Genomic DNA, 12,716 nt, shown 5'->3' with positions numbered 1-12,716 from the left:
CGCGAAGTTGGGCCAACCGTGCGTTACCGTGACAAAGCGGACCGACGGTGCGCCGAGACTCACGTTCTTCGAACAGGAACGGACAGGGAGAAAGACATGGCCAGCAAGGCTGAGAAGATCGTCGCCGGCCTCGGCGGCATCGACAACATCGAAGAGGTCGAGGGCTGCATCACCCGCCTCCGCACCGAGGTCGTCGACCCGAGCCTCGTCGACGAGGCCGCGCTCAAGGCCGCCGGCGCGCACGGCGTCGTCAAGATGGGCACCGCGATCCAGGTCGTCATCGGCACGGACGCCGACCCGATCGCCGCCGACATCGAAGACATGATGTGAGCGACGACTGACGCACGCTCGACTCACCGCTGAGTCACCCCGACGGGGGCCCGGTCCGACAGGGGACCGGGCCTTCGTCGTGCGGGGGGAGGGCGGGGCGCCGGGGCTGGGTCGTGCGGGGCGCCGGGGCTGGGTCGTGCGGGGCGCCGATGGCACCACGACGGGGGACCAGGCGGCTACTCCGAGGGGACCAGGCCCCCCTCCCCGGCGGCTAGGCTCGTGACATGTCTCGTATCGACGGCCGTACCCCCGAACAGCTCCGCCCCGTCACCATCGAACGCGGATGGAGCAAGCACGCCGAGGGCTCCGTCCTCATCTCCTTCGGCGACACCAAGGTCTTCTGCACCGCCTCCGTCACCGAAGGCGTCCCGCGCTGGCGCAAGGGCAGCGGCGAGGGCTGGGTCACCGGCGAGTACTCGATGCTCCCGCGCGCCACCAACACCCGCGGCGACCGCGAGTCCGTCCGCGGCAAGATCGGCGGCCGCACGCACGAGATCTCCCGCCTCATCGGCCGCTCTCTGCGCGCGGTCATCGACTACAAGGCCCTCGGCGAGAACACGATCGTCCTCGACTGCGACGTCCTCCAGGCCGACGGCGGCACCCGCACCGCAGCCATCACGGGCGCGTACGTCGCCCTCGCGGACGCGGTCGCCTGGGCCCAGACGAAGAAGCTGGTGAAGGCCGGCCGCAAGCCGCTCACCGGCACGGTCGCCGCCGTCTCCGTCGGCATCGTCGACGGCACCCCGCTCCTCGACCTCTGCTACGAGGAGGACGTCCGCGCCGACACCGACATGAACGTCGTCTGCACCGGCGACGGCCGCTTCGTCGAGGTCCAGGGCACCGCCGAGGCCGAGCCCTTCGACCGCAAGGAGCTCAACGCCCTCCTCGACCTCGCGTCCGGCGGCTGCGCCGACCTCGCCGAGATCCAGCGCAAGGCGCTCGAAGGAACTCTGTAGCCCGCTACGGCGTCCTCATGGACGGGCGCACGGCAAGGACCGTGCGCCCGTTGCCGTGCGGGTACCCGTATCCGCCTGTATCCGCCTGTATCCGTACGTGTTTCCATCTCTGGGGAGGACCCGTCTTGAAGCGCCGTCTTGCAATCGCCGTGGCCTCGGCAGCCGTACTCGCCAGCACCACCCTCGTCGGCTGCGGAGCACTCGACAAGGCGATGGACTGCGTCGCGACCGCCGACGCGATAGCCACCAGCGTCGACAAGCTCTCGCAGGCCGTCTCCAACGCCTCCAACGACCCGACGCAGCTCAACGAGGCCCTGAACGAGATCTCCACGGAGCTCGGCAACCTCAAGGACACGACGGACAACGCCGACCTGTCCAAGGCCGTCGACGACCTCACCAAGGGCGTCGAAGAGGTGAAGACCGCCGTCAACAACGGCGACACGACCCCGGACATCAAGCCGATCACGGACGCGGCCACGGAGATCGGCAAGGTCTGCACCCCGGGATAATCGGGAGCATGACCCGTCTGATCCTCGCCACCCGCAACGCCGGGAAGATCACCGAACTCCACGCGATCCTCGCCGACGCAGGCCTCCCTCACGAGCTCGTCGGCGCGGACGCGTACCCGGAGGTCCCCGACACCAAGGAGACCGGCGTCACCTTCGCCGAGAACGCCCTCCTCAAAGCCCACGCCCTCGCGCAGGCCACCGGCCTGCCGGCGGTCGCCGACGACTCCGGCCTCTGCGTCGACGTCCTCGGCGGCGCCCCCGGCATCTTCTCCGCCCGCTGGTCCGGCACCCACGGCGACGACCGCGCCAACCTGGAGCTGCTCCTGGCCCAGATCGCCGACATCGACGCCGCCCACCGAGGCGCCCACTTCGCCTGCGCGGCAGCCCTGGCCCTCCCGGACGGCACGGAACGCGTCGTCGAGGGCCGCATGCGCGGCGTACTCCGCCACACCCCGATGGGCACGAACGGCTTCGGCTACGACCCGATCCTCCAGCCGGAGGGCTACGACGTGACCTGCGCCGAACTGACCCCGGAACAGAAGAACGCGATCAGCCACCGAGGCAAGGCGTTCCGGGCGCTGGTACCGGTGGTACGGGAGCTGCTGGGCTGAGCATGGCCGTGGCCTGCGAATCGAACCTTCGATTCGCAGGCCACGATAGGTGCGGCCGGAGGGATTCGAACCCTCACGGGATTTCTCCCACTGGGACCTAAACCCAGCGTGACTGCCAGTTCCACCACGGCCGCTAGCCGCCTGCCCATGTTAGCGGGCAGGCGGCTTTGCGGAGTGGGGTGGCTAGCGAGAAGTGCGGTGTCTGCCTCCCCTGCACCAAGTGTCGGTGATTGCATGGCAATTGGGGCAGAGCAGCCGCAGGTTATCGGCGCGGTCGTCGCTCCAGTCGCCGTTGATGTGGTCGATTTCGAGCGTCATGGGCATTCCGAGCCACGCGGAACCGGTGCCGCACCTTGCGCACTGCTCCGGCACCCCGATCTCGGAGAGGGCGCGGCGCAGGTGAGCGGTCTTGGTCCGGTGCTTGCCGTCGTGCTTCACCAGCAGATCCGCTGCCTTCCGTGGTGGATTGGTGCCGGGCCGACCGCGCTGATGGCTCTGTCCGAGGAAATGTGCCGTTGAGAGTCGATCCTCGACGATCCACTGCTTGAGGAGCGCCGTCTGGCTTGAGTTCCCCGGCCTTCCCAGGTGCCGCAGCGTTCCGGCGAGGGAAACGGATGCGGCCACGGCTTTGGCCAGTTCTGCGGCTGACGGCCGCGCCCCGCCTCTGCGGTAGCCACGGCGGTCGAGGTGCGAGACGTCGATGCCGTAGTGCTCGAACCGGCGCCACAGGTACTGGCGCAGGCGCCCGTACGGTTCGGTTCCGAAGAAGGCGATGACCTCCTCGATGTTCCTGCACGTCGCGGCCGCCTCGACCAAGCGCTCCCGCGTGTAGCGGAGCCTCTCGTTCATGAGCGACGGCCCTTTCCTCGGCCACGGTAGGTATCCGTTGTCGAGTGACAGTTGGGGCAGAGGAACCGTAGGTTCTCGATCCGGTTGTCGCGCCAGTTGCCGTCGATGTGATCAACCTCGAGGGGGAGCGGACAGCCCAGCCAGGTCGGTTCGCTGCCGCAGAGTGCGCAGCGCTCATCCATCCCGGCCTCGCACATGGCTCGTTTCAGACGCTCCTTGGGCGTGCGCGTGACCTGTGTCGCTGTGCCATCCACGAGAACCTCGGCTGTGGTGCGCCGGCGATGGTTGTCCCGCATCGCCTTGGTGCGTACCAGTGGTGTGAAGTGGGACGTGTCGATCCCGTACGCCTTGATGCGGCGGCTGATGTTCGTGTGGTGACCGCCGACCACCTCAAGCCCCAGGCGCCGCAGCACCTCGCACACGCTCGTCGACACCGCCACAATCGGCTCAAGCACCTCCCGCGTCCACTTCGCTCCCTCCCGCTCGAAGTGCGACGTATCCACCCCCAGCTTCCTCATCCGGTCCCGCACATACCTCCGCGTCCCGCTCCTCGGATCCACCCCCAGCTTCCCCAGCGCCTCCGACAGCGTCCTCGACGTGCCCGCCGCCTCCGCGAGCCGTTCCTTCGTGTACGGACTTTCCGGCATCCCCAGCACCCCTCCGCCCCGGCCACCTGTTCGTGGTCTCGTACGGAGTAACGAGCCGAATATCGGACGGTCACCCAGTCATTCGTCCGAAATGCGGAACGGCCCGCGCCGCTTCGGCGAGAAGCGTGCGGGCCGTTCCGTGGGGCGCGGGTGTCAGATCCCCAGGTCCTTGATGATCTTGGCGACGTGGCCGGTCGCCTTCACGTTGTACAGCGCGCGTTCGACCTTGCCGTCCTCGTCGACGACGATCGTCGAGCGGATCACGCCCGTCACCGTCTTGCCGTACAGCTTCTTCTCGCCGAACGCGCCGTACGCCTCCAGCGTCTCCTTCGACGGGTCGCCGACCAGCGTCACCTTCAGGTGCTCCTGCTCGCGGAACTTCGCCAGCTTCTCCGGCTTGTCCGGCGACACGCCGATGACGTCGTAGCCCGCGCCCGCCAGCAGCTCCAGGTTGTCCGTGAAGTCGCAGGCCTGCTTCGTGCAGCCGGGGGTGAGCGCCGCCGGGTAGAAGTAGACGATGACCTTGCGGCCCTTGTGGTCCGCGAGCGAGATCTCGTTGCCGTCGGCGTCGGGCAGGGTGAAGGCGGGGGCGGTGTCGCCGGGCTGAAGTCGCTCGCTCATGGCTCTCCTCGGGGTGTCTGGGCGTACACACCCGAGCCTAATGGGGGCCAGAGACAGACCACGGACCGAGAAACTGAGAGACTGTCCGTCAAGGACCGATGACGACTACGGAGGCAGCGCGGTGTCGGACGCCAGGACCCCTGCGCAGATCGAGGCGGACATCGTCCGCCGGCGCGACCAGCTCGCCGAGACTCTCGACGAGATCGGCATTCGGATGCATCCGAAGACGATCGTCGGTGATGCCAAGGCCCGGGTCGCCTCGACTGTGGACCACACCGCCGGACGCGCGTTCGCCGCCGTCAACCGGACCGTGTCGGACGTGAAGGCCCGCTTCACGCACGAGGACGGCGCGCCGCGCCTGGAGCGGGTGGTTCCGGTGGCGCTCGTCGCCGTCGCCCTCGTCGGGCTGCTCGCGGTCTCGGCCCGTAAGCGCGGGGCGTGACCCCTCCCGGGCCACGGCGACACGCCCGGCCAGGTAGGTTCTGACCGTGAGCGAGAACACCGACGACAAGCTGCCCATCCGGATGCTCCACGACCGTGTCCTTGTCCGGACCGACTCTCCCGAGGGCGAGCGGCGCTCGGGCGGGGGCATCCTGATCCCCGCGACGGCCGCCGTCGGGCGCCGGCTGGCCTGGGCCGAGGTCGTCGCGGTCGGCCAGAACGTGCGTACGGTCGAGACGGGTGACCGGGTGCTGTACGACCCCGAGGACCGCGCCGAGGTCGAGGTGCGGGGCGTGGCGTACGTACTGATGCGGGAGCGGGACCTGCACGCGGTGGCCGCGGACCGGTTCGAGGGGTCCAAGGACACCACCGGGTTGTACCTGTAGGGCATCTGTAGGACCACATGCTTTTCGGCCTGGTGACCGGTGTCACCAGGCCTTTTATCTGTTCTTTGCTACTCTGGACACACCCGACGAGACGCGCCGTACCGGGCTTCACGCAAAGACGACGCACCCCTGTTGATCCGTCTCGCGGAGGTGTTCGTCGTCATGGCCTGGGTTCTTCTCATCGTCGCCGGTCTGCTCGAAGTCGGCTGGTCCATCGGCATGAAGTACACGGACGGTTTCACCCGTCTCTGGCCGAGCGTCTTCACCGGCGCCGGGATCGTCGCCTCGATGGTGCTGCTCTCGCACGCTGCCAAGACCCTGCCGATCGGTACCGCCTACGGCGTCTGGGTCGGCATCGGTGCGGCCGGTGCGGCGGTGCTCGGCATGGTGGTGCTCGGCGAGCCGGCGACCGCCGCCCGGATCTTCTTCGTCTGTCTGCTGCTTGTGGCCGTGGTCGGCCTGAAGGCGACCTCGGGTCACTGACGCGGCGGTACGACGCCCTCCGGCGCCCGCCCCGGCCCGCCGCGCGGGCGCTCCGGGCCGGCTTGGGCCGTGTCCTCCTGGACGTCACCGGTACCGGTCCTGGCCCCTTCGTCCCCTTCCCCTTCCCTTTCCCCCTCCCCCTCCGTCGGCAGCTCCGGCTGCGCGGGGTCGAGGGGGTCGAAGGGTGCCGTCCACTCCTCCATGCCCGCGCCCACCTGGAGGTCGAACTCCTGGGGCGCCGTGCCCGCGAGCGCGTCCCGGGTGAACTGGGCCCAGATCTCCGCGGGCGCCCCGCCCCCGTTGATGCGGGGCAGCCCGAGCGCGCCGTACAGCGGCTTCTGCTCTCCCGTCTGCGGGTCCTGGCCCATCATCGTGACGACCGTCGCGAGGTCCGGGGTGTAGCCGGCGAACCAGGCGGCCTTGTCGTCCTCGGCCGTGCCCGTCTTGCCCGCCGCCGGCCGCCCGGCGGCGAGCGCGGCCGTTCCCGTACCGCTCTCCACGACGCTCCGCAGTACCGCCGTCGTCCCGTCGGCGGCCTCCCTGCTCACGGCCTGCCGGCCCTCGGACGTCGGCAGGCCGAGTGCTTCGCCGTCCTTGGTGACCTGCTCGACGAGGGTGTACGTGCCGTGGCGGCCGTGGTTGGCGAGGGTGGCGTACGCCTCGGCCATGTCGAGGACGCTCGCGGTGGCCGGGCCGAGGGCGATGGAGGGGGAGGAGTTGAGGTCGGGGGTCCGGGCGGGCAGGCCGAGGGCGACGGCGGTCTCCTTGACCTTCGCGGGGCCGACGTCGACGGCCATCTGCGCGTACACCGCGTTGACCGAACTGTCGGTGGCGGCCCGGACGGTGATGTCGCCGTAGGAGTGGTCGTCCTCGTTGGCGGGGGCGTAGAAGGCGCCGGTCCAGCCCTGGACGGGGCGCTTGTCGGTGCCGTCGTAGTACGTGTTGGGGGTGATGGGCTCGCCGTTCTGGGTGAGCGAGGCGTGCTGGAGGGCGGCGGCGAGGACGAAGGGCTTGAAGGTGGAGCCGACCTGGTAGTCGCGGCGGGTGGCGTTGTTGACGTACTGCTTGGTGTAGTCGATGCCGCCGTAGAGGGCGACGACGCGGCCGCTCGCGGGGTCGATGGCCGCGCCGCCGACCCGTACGTACCGGTCGGTGGGGTTCTGGGCCGGGTCGAGCCGGGACATGACCTGGGCGTCGACGGCGGCGACGAAGGCGTCCTGCTTCTCCTTCTCCAGGGTGGTGGTGATGCGGAAGCCGCCGCCGGCGAGGGTCTTCTCGTCGATGACGCCGTGGCCGGTGAGGTAGTCCTCGACGGCCTGGACGAGGTAGCCGCGCTGGCCGGAGAGGCCGGTGGCGGGGCGGGCGGTCTGCGGTGTCGGGAAGGTGGCGGCGGCCCGGTCGCTGCGGGAGAGCCAGCGCTCCTTGACCATGCCGTCCAGGACGTAGTGCCAGCGGGCGAGGGCCTTGGTCCGGTTCTCGGGGTGGGTCGCGACGTCGTAGGCGCTGGGGGCCTTGAGGAGCGAGGCGAGGTACGCGCCTTCGGCGGTGTCGAGGTCGGTGGCGTCCTTGCCGTAGTAGGCGCGGGCGGCGGCCTGGATGCCGTAGGCGTTGCGGCCGAAGTAACTGGTGTTCAGATAGCCCTCGAAGATCTGGTCCTTGCTCTTCTCGCGGTTGAGTTTGATCGCGATGAAGAACTCCTTCACCTTGCGGGTGACGGTCTGTTCCTGGCCCAGGTAGTAGTTCTTGACGTACTGCTGGGTGAGGGTGGAGCCGGACTGGCGGCCCTTGCCGGTGAGGGTGTTCCAGGCGGCGCGGACCATGGCCTTGGGGTCGACGGCGCGGGCGGAGCGGAAGTCGCGGTCCTCGGCGGCGAGTACGGCGTGCCGGACGGTGAGGGGGACCTGGGCGAGGCGGACGTTCTCGCGGTTGACCTCGCCGTCGCGGGCGATGGGGCTGCCGTCCCGGTAGAGGTACACGTTGGACTGGGCGGTCGCGGCGGCGTTGGCGGGCGGGATCTCGACGAACAGGTAGCCGGCGACGAAGCTGCCGGCGCCCAGCAGGACGGCGAGGAGGAACGTGCCGGCGACGGCCCGCAGGAAGCGCACGGGTCGTGAGCGGCGCGGACGACGGGGAGGCGGGGGGACGGTGGGGTCCCTGGGCGCCCAGCCGGGTCGGTGGGGACGATCGGGCTGGTCGTCGCTCATGTCTGGAGCTCCCGTACCGGATGAAGGAGGCATGGCCTCCCCATAGTGCACGTATCGGTGCAAATCGTCGGTAATCCTACGTAATACGCAGCGAAAAAGTACTCGCGGTGGCGGAGTGCGGCCCGCTAGGGTCGTGCGCTTCCGTGGATCTACGTGGAGGGCGGCCCGGGCATGCTGCGGCTGTACGCGACGGTGGCCGCGGGTGGGTTCCGGCGCCATGCGACCTACCGGATGGCCACGGCGGCGGGGGTGTTCACCAACACCGTCTTCGGCCTGGTCCTGTCGTACACCTACATCGCCCTCTGGGACGAGCGTCCCCAGTTGGGTGGCTACGACATGGCGGACGCGCTCGCCTATGTGTGGATCGGCCAGGGGCTGATCGCGGTCTGCGGGCTGATGGGCGGCGGGTTCGAGGAGGAGCTGATCGAGCGCATCCGTACGGGTGACATCGCCGTCGATCTCTACCGCCCGGCGGACCTCCAGGCCTGGTGGTTCTCGGCCAACGCGGGCCGGTCCGCGTACCAGTTGCTCGCGCGCGGGGCGGTGCCGATGGTGGTCGGGGCGTTCGTCTTCGACTTCCGGCTGCCGGAGCGGCCGGCGACGTGGCTCGCGTTCGTGCTGGCCGTCGCGCTGGGCTCGGTCGTCAGCTTCGCGATCTGGTACCTGGTCGCGATGTCCGCGTTCTGGCTGATGGACGGTCAGGGGGTGGTGCAGGTGGCGTGGCTGGGCGGGCTCTTCTTCTCGGGGATGCTGCTGCCGCTGAACGTCTTCCCGGGCGTGCTGGGGGAGGTGGCGCGGGTGCTGCCGTGGGCGTCGATGCTGCAGATCCCGGCGGACGTGTACCTGGAGAAGTACGAGGGGTGGGGGCTGGTGGGCGCGTACGGCTTTCAGCTGGCGTGGGCGGCGGTGCTGCTGGCGGCGGGCCGCCTCGCGCAGTCGCTGGCGACGCGGAAGGTGGTGGTGCAGGGTGGCTGACTCGCGTGGTGGCCCCGCCGCCCCGCCGGCGGAGGCCTGGCGTACGTACCGGATGGTCGCGGGAACGGAGGCCTGGCGTACGTACCGGATGGTCGCCGGCATGTGGATCCGGTCGACGATGACGTACCGCGCCTCCTTCGCCCTGACCCTGTTCACCTCCTTCACGGTCACGTTCTTCGACTTCGTCGTGATCCTGCTGATGTTCGGTCAGGTGGAGGGGCTCGGCGGCTTCTCGTTCGCGGAGATCGCGTTCCTGTACGGGACGACCAGCACGTCCTTCGGCATCGCGGACCTGACGATGGGCTCGCTGCAGCGGATGGGCAGGCGGGTGCGGGACGGCTCGCTGGACATGTTCCTGCTGCGTCCGGCGCCGGTGCTGGCGCAGGTGGCGGCGGACAAGTTCGCGCTGCGACGCCTTGGCCGGGTGGCTCAGGGCGTCTTCGTACTGGTCTGGGCGCTGTGCATCGTCGACGTGGAGTGGACGGCGACGAAGGTGCTGCTCCTGCCGGTGACGGTGGTGAGCGGCGCGGTGATCTTCTCGGCGGTGATGGTGGTGGGCGCGTCCGCGCTGTTCTGGGCGCAGGACGCGGCGGAGGTGACGAACGCGTTCACGTACGGCGGGAACACGCTGCTCCAGTACCCGCCGTCGATCTTCGCGCAGGAGCTGGTGCGGGGTGTCGTGTACGTCGTACCGCTGGCGTTCGTGAACTGGCTGCCGGCGCTGTACGTCCTGGGGCGGGAGACGCCGGCGGGGGTGCCGGGGTGGCTGGCGTTCGCGTCGCCGCTGGTGGCGGTGGGCTGCTGCGGGCTGGCGGGCCTGGCGTGGCGGTCGGGCCTGCGCGCGTACCGAAGCACAGGAAGCTGACGGAGGGTGGACTCGGGGCGATGACGTTCATCGAACTGGAGCAGGTGGAGAAGGTCTTCTCGGTACGCCGGAAGACGGGGCTGCTGCGCCGGGAGAGGCGTGAGGTGCGGGCGGTCGACGGGATCAGCTTCGGCGTGGCGCGGGGCGAGATGGTCGGCTACATCGGCCCGAACGGCGCGGGGAAGTCGACGACGATCAAGATGCTGACGGGCATCCTCACGCCGAGCGGGGGCCGGCTGCGGGTCGCGGGGATCGACCCCTCGCGGGAGCGGACGCGGCTCGCGCAGCGGATCGGGGTGGTGTTCGGGCAGCGGACGACGCTCTGGTGGGACCTGCCGCTGAGGGACTCGTACCGGCTTGTGCACCGGATGTACCGCATCCCGGACGACCGCTTCGCGGCGAACCTGGCGCGCTGCGTGGACCTCCTGGACCTGGGCGACCTGCTCGACGTACCCGTCCGTCAGCTGTCCCTCGGCCAGCGGATGCGGGGCGACATCGCGGCGGCGCTGCTGCACGACCCGGAGGTGCTGTACCTGGACGAGCCGACGATCGGCCTCGATGTGGTGTCGAAGGCGCGGGTACGGGAGTTCCTGCGCGAGCTGAACGCGGAGCGGGGCACGACGGTCCTGCTGACGACCCACGACCTGACGGACATCGAGCAGCTGTGCCGCCGGGTGATGGTGATCGACCACGGCCGCCTGATGTACGACGGGGAGCTGGCGGGCCTGCACGAGGCGGGCGCGAGCGAGCGGATGCTGATCGTGGACCTGGAGCGGGAGCTGGCACCGATCGACCTGCCGGGGGCGCGTTTCGTCCGGGCGGAGGGCCCGAGGCAGTGGCTGGCGTTCCCGGCGTCCTCGTCGGCGGCGCCGCTGGTGGCGGCGGTGGCGGAGCGGTTCCCGCTGGTGGATCTGTCGGTGCGGGAGCCCGACATCGAGACGGTGATCGCGAAGATGTACGGGGAACGGGAACTTGAGGTGCGTCCGGAAAGTCGTTGATGTAGGGAGGTGGGGTGATGAGCGAGACGAGGAGCGGGTCGCCGGGCGAGCTGCCGGGGGGTGGACCTCCAGGTGAGCCACGCCGTCGGCCGCCGTTGGTGGCGTTCTCGTACACGGCGGCGGACGCGGAGCGTCACCGCGGGGTACGCCGCATGAAGACGCTGGCGACGGGCCTGCTGGTCCTCGTGGCGGTGATCTACGCCCTGGCGACCTGGGCCGAGCACGCGGGCTGGGGGGCCTGGACCGGCTATGTGGCGGCCGCGGCGGAGGCCGGCATGGTGGGCGCGCTGGCGGACTGGTTCGCGGTGACGGCCCTGTTCCGGCGGCCGCTGGGCCTGCCGATCCCGCACACGGCGATCATCCCGACGAAGAAGGACCAGCTGGGAGCGACGCTGGGCTCGTTCGTGGGCGAGAACTTCCTGTCTCCGGATGTCGTACGGGGCCGACTGGCGGCGCTGGGCATCGCGGGCCGGCTGGGGGCGTGGCTGTCGGAACCGGACCACGCGGACAGGGTGACGCGCGAACTGGCCACCGCCCTCCGCGGCGCCCTGACGGTCCTGCGGGACTCGGACATCCAGGCGGTGGTCGGCGAGGCGATCACGCGGCGGGCGGAGGCGGCGGAGATCGCGCCGGGGATCGGCAAGACGCTGGAGAAGGTCGTCGCGGACGGGGCGCACCACAGAGCGGTCGACCTGATCTGCGCGCGGGCGCACGACTGGCTGGTGTTCCACGCGGACTCGGTGATGGACGCGGTCCAGGGCGGGGCTCCGGGCTGGACGCCGCGGTTCGTGGACCGGAAGGTCGGGGAGCGGGTCTACAAGGAGCTGCTGCGTTTCGTCACGGAGATGCGGGACATGCCCTCGCACCCGGCGCGCGACGCGATCGACCGCTTCCTGACGGACTTCGCGGCGGACCTCCAGGGCGACACGGAGACGCGGGCGCGGGTGGAACGCCTCAAGGCGGACCTGCTGGCGCGCCCGGAGGTCCAGGACATCATCGCCTCGGCGTGGGCGTCGGTACGCGGCATGATCATCGCGGCGGCGGAGGACGACCGCAGCCAGCTCCGCCTGCGCGCGCGGGCGTCCCTGATCTCCCTGGGCGGCCGCCTGGTGACGGACGGCCGCCTGCAGGCGAAGGTCGAGGGCTGGGCGGAGGACGCGGCGGCGTACGTGGTCACGACGTACCGGGACGAGATCACGTCCCTCATCAGCGACACGGTGGCGGGCTGGGACGCGACGCAGACGTCGAAGAAGATCGAGGCCAACATCGGCCGAGACCTCCAGTTCATCCGCATCAACGGCACGGTGGTGGGCGCACTGGCGGGCCTGCTGATCTACACGGTGAGCCGGGGGGTGGGGGCGTAGGGGGCGACCGCGACGTGGGCGCTGGGCGGGTGTAGGGCCCCGCGCGACGTGGGCTCTGGGGCGGGGCGACGGTGACGTGGGCGCTGGGCGGGGGTAGGGGGCCCGCCCAGCGCCACCCATGGGGAGGGGCACCGACTAATACGAACGGAACCCCGCTCCCGTTCAGCCCTTGGCGACCCGGGTGACGGCCCACGAGGTTCCGGCCATGACCCCGGCCACCCCGAACACGGCGGGCCAGGCCCCCACCTTCTTGGCCAGCGGATGCGACCCGGCGAACGCCGCGACATACGCGGCACCCAGGCCGGCAGCCACCTTGGCCCCGCCCACCTGCTGCCACTCCCGCACGGCAAGGGCCCCGGCCCCGGCGAGCACCACGCCCCCAAGCGGCCGCTTCTTGGTCCACCGAGCGACGGCGTACCCACCGACGAGCCCGGCGGCGGCTATGGCGGGGGAGGGGATGCGGGGCATGAGGGGGCC

Annotated in this window: 16 protein-coding genes, 1 tRNA gene and 1 riboswitch; of the genes, 11 read left to right on the top strand and 6 right to left on the bottom strand. The window is 70.4% G+C overall.

All coding sequences use genetic code 11. The features are described 5' to 3' along the window. The first annotated feature begins 96 nt into the window (after positions 1-96). The 4 genes from AB0F56_RS21030 to rdgB all read left to right on the top strand — a co-directional run bounded on the left by AB0F56_RS21030 (position 97) and on the right by rdgB (position 2,406). Positions 97-330 carry a PTS glucose/sucrose transporter subunit IIB gene (locus AB0F56_RS21030; protein WP_351898403.1) on the top strand — a complete coding sequence of 78 codons (234 nt, stop codon included), beginning with the start codon at positions 97-99 and terminating at the stop codon, positions 328-330. 224 nt (positions 331-554) lie between these two features. Continuing rightward, positions 555-1,286, top strand: coding sequence for a ribonuclease PH (gene rph, locus AB0F56_RS21025; protein WP_362011763.1), 732 nt, complete (start codon positions 555-557; stop codon positions 1,284-1,286). A gap of 125 nt (positions 1,287-1,411) precedes the next feature. Further along, positions 1,412-1,795, top strand: coding sequence for a hypothetical protein (locus AB0F56_RS21020; RefSeq protein ID WP_362011761.1), 384 nt, complete (start codon positions 1,412-1,414; stop codon positions 1,793-1,795). A gap of 8 nt (positions 1,796-1,803) precedes the next feature. Further along, the gene (gene rdgB / locus AB0F56_RS21015; protein ID WP_362011758.1) at positions 1,804-2,406 is read left to right on the top strand and encodes an RdgB/HAM1 family non-canonical purine NTP pyrophosphatase; all 603 of its coding nucleotides are present in this window, start codon (positions 1,804-1,806) and stop codon (positions 2,404-2,406) included. A gap of 50 nt (positions 2,407-2,456) precedes the next feature. Here rdgB and AB0F56_RS21010 read toward each other — a convergent pair. The 4 genes from AB0F56_RS21010 to bcp form a co-directional block, all read right to left on the bottom strand. Continuing rightward, positions 2,457-2,540: transfer RNA gene (locus AB0F56_RS21010), tRNA-Leu, on the bottom strand. A 49-nt stretch (positions 2,541-2,589) separates the two neighbouring features. Beyond that, the gene (locus AB0F56_RS21005) at positions 2,590-3,255 is read right to left on the bottom strand and encodes an HNH endonuclease signature motif containing protein (protein WP_362011756.1); all 666 of its coding nucleotides are present in this window, start codon (positions 3,253-3,255) and stop codon (positions 2,590-2,592) included. Continuing rightward, a complete protein-coding gene (locus AB0F56_RS21000; protein WP_362011755.1) occupies positions 3,252-3,902 on the bottom strand; it encodes an HNH endonuclease in 651 nt (216 codons plus the stop codon). Before AB0F56_RS21000 ends, AB0F56_RS21005 begins: the two co-directional genes overlap by 4 nt. A 153-nt stretch (positions 3,903-4,055) precedes the next feature. After that, on the bottom strand, positions 4,056-4,523 hold the full coding sequence (gene bcp, locus AB0F56_RS20995) for a thioredoxin-dependent thiol peroxidase (RefSeq protein ID WP_362011752.1): 468 nt from the start codon (positions 4,521-4,523) through the stop codon (positions 4,056-4,058). 121 nt (positions 4,524-4,644) lie between these two features. Between bcp and AB0F56_RS20990 the strand changes: the two genes are divergently transcribed. From AB0F56_RS20990 to AB0F56_RS20980, 3 genes are all read left to right on the top strand, one after another. Further along, positions 4,645-4,965: a DUF3618 domain-containing protein gene (locus AB0F56_RS20990; protein ID WP_362011749.1), complete on the top strand. Its 321-nt coding sequence runs from the start codon at positions 4,645-4,647 to the stop codon at positions 4,963-4,965. Between the two features lie 46 nt (positions 4,966-5,011). Then, the gene (locus tag AB0F56_RS20985) at positions 5,012-5,350 is read left to right on the top strand and encodes a co-chaperone GroES (protein WP_361962664.1); all 339 of its coding nucleotides are present in this window, start codon (positions 5,012-5,014) and stop codon (positions 5,348-5,350) included. A gap of 55 nt (positions 5,351-5,405) precedes the next feature. Next, positions 5,406-5,478, top strand: a riboswitch (guanidine-III (ykkC-III) riboswitch). Positions 5,479-5,512: 34 nt separating this feature from the next. After that, complete coding sequence (locus AB0F56_RS20980; protein ID WP_362011746.1) at positions 5,513-5,833, top strand: multidrug efflux SMR transporter; 321 nt, start codon at positions 5,513-5,515, stop codon at positions 5,831-5,833. Here the strand turns inward: AB0F56_RS20980 and AB0F56_RS20975 are convergent. Next, complete coding sequence (locus AB0F56_RS20975; RefSeq protein WP_362011744.1) at positions 5,827-8,037, bottom strand: transglycosylase domain-containing protein; 2,211 nt, start codon at positions 8,035-8,037, stop codon at positions 5,827-5,829. The two genes, AB0F56_RS20980 and AB0F56_RS20975, sit on opposite strands and share 7 nt — an antisense overlap. Positions 8,038-8,211: 174 nt before the next feature. Between AB0F56_RS20975 and AB0F56_RS20970 the strand changes: the two genes are divergently transcribed. The 4 genes from AB0F56_RS20970 to AB0F56_RS20955 are packed head-to-tail and all read left to right on the top strand — an operon-like array spanning position 8,212 to position 12,239. Next, positions 8,212-9,012 carry an ABC-2 family transporter protein gene (locus AB0F56_RS20970; RefSeq protein WP_362011995.1) on the top strand — a complete coding sequence of 267 codons (801 nt, stop codon included), beginning with the start codon at positions 8,212-8,214 and terminating at the stop codon, positions 9,010-9,012. A 52-nt stretch (positions 9,013-9,064) separates the two neighbouring features. Continuing rightward, positions 9,065-9,877 (top strand): ABC transporter permease, encoded by an 813-nt coding sequence (locus AB0F56_RS20965; RefSeq protein ID WP_362011994.1) that lies wholly within the window; start codon positions 9,065-9,067, stop codon positions 9,875-9,877. A gap of 20 nt (positions 9,878-9,897) precedes the next feature. Next, on the top strand, positions 9,898-10,875 hold the full coding sequence (locus AB0F56_RS20960; protein ID WP_362011742.1) for an ATP-binding cassette domain-containing protein: 978 nt from the start codon (positions 9,898-9,900) through the stop codon (positions 10,873-10,875). A gap of 17 nt (positions 10,876-10,892) precedes the next feature. Next, the gene (locus AB0F56_RS20955; RefSeq protein ID WP_362011740.1) at positions 10,893-12,239 is read left to right on the top strand and encodes a DUF445 domain-containing protein; all 1,347 of its coding nucleotides are present in this window, start codon (positions 10,893-10,895) and stop codon (positions 12,237-12,239) included. Positions 12,240-12,401: 162 nt separating this feature from the next. Here AB0F56_RS20955 and AB0F56_RS20950 read toward each other — a convergent pair whose 3' ends face one another. Continuing rightward, positions 12,402-12,707: a hypothetical protein gene (locus AB0F56_RS20950; protein ID WP_362011739.1), complete on the bottom strand. Its 306-nt coding sequence runs from the start codon at positions 12,705-12,707 to the stop codon at positions 12,402-12,404. Positions 12,708-12,716 lie beyond the last annotated feature (9 nt).

Origin of the sequence: Streptomyces sp. NPDC026092 (genome assembly GCF_040638605.1) — a bacterium.
GTDB lineage: Bacteria > Actinomycetota > Actinomycetes > Streptomycetales > Streptomycetaceae > Streptomyces.
Note: the sequence above shows the minus strand (reverse complement) of the source record. Positions and strands in the feature narration are given on the sequence as shown.

What these genes read in the sequence shown, in the direction of transcription:
- AB0F56_RS21030 (WP_351898403.1), top strand. Translation starts at nt 97, where the DNA reads ATGGCCAGCAAGGCTGAGAAGATCGTCGCCGGCCTCGGCGGCATCGAC.
- rph (WP_362011763.1), top strand. Translation starts at nt 555, where the DNA reads ATGTCTCGTATCGACGGCCGTACCCCCGAACAGCTCCGCCCCGTCACC.
- rdgB (WP_362011758.1), top strand. Translation starts at nt 1,804, where the DNA reads ATGACCCGTCTGATCCTCGCCACCCGCAACGCCGGGAAGATCACCGAA.
- AB0F56_RS21005 (WP_362011756.1), bottom strand. Translation starts at nt 3,255, where the DNA reads ATGAACGAGAGGCTCCGCTACACGCGGGAGCGCTTGGTCGAGGCGGCC.
- AB0F56_RS21000 (WP_362011755.1), bottom strand. Translation starts at nt 3,902, where the DNA reads ATGCCGGAAAGTCCGTACACGAAGGAACGGCTCGCGGAGGCGGCGGGC.
- bcp (WP_362011752.1), bottom strand. Translation starts at nt 4,523, where the DNA reads ATGAGCGAGCGACTTCAGCCCGGCGACACCGCCCCCGCCTTCACCCTG.
- AB0F56_RS20980 (WP_362011746.1), top strand. Translation starts at nt 5,513, where the DNA reads ATGGCCTGGGTTCTTCTCATCGTCGCCGGTCTGCTCGAAGTCGGCTGG.
- AB0F56_RS20975 (WP_362011744.1), bottom strand. Translation starts at nt 8,037, where the DNA reads ATGAGCGACGACCAGCCCGATCGTCCCCACCGACCCGGCTGGGCGCCC.
- AB0F56_RS20965 (WP_362011994.1), top strand. Translation starts at nt 9,065, where the DNA reads ATGGTCGCGGGAACGGAGGCCTGGCGTACGTACCGGATGGTCGCCGGC.
- AB0F56_RS20960 (WP_362011742.1), top strand. Translation starts at nt 9,898, where the DNA reads ATGACGTTCATCGAACTGGAGCAGGTGGAGAAGGTCTTCTCGGTACGC.
- AB0F56_RS20955 (WP_362011740.1), top strand. Translation starts at nt 10,893, where the DNA reads ATGAGCGAGACGAGGAGCGGGTCGCCGGGCGAGCTGCCGGGGGGTGGA.
- AB0F56_RS20950 (WP_362011739.1), bottom strand. Translation starts at nt 12,707, where the DNA reads ATGCCCCGCATCCCCTCCCCCGCCATAGCCGCCGCCGGGCTCGTCGGT.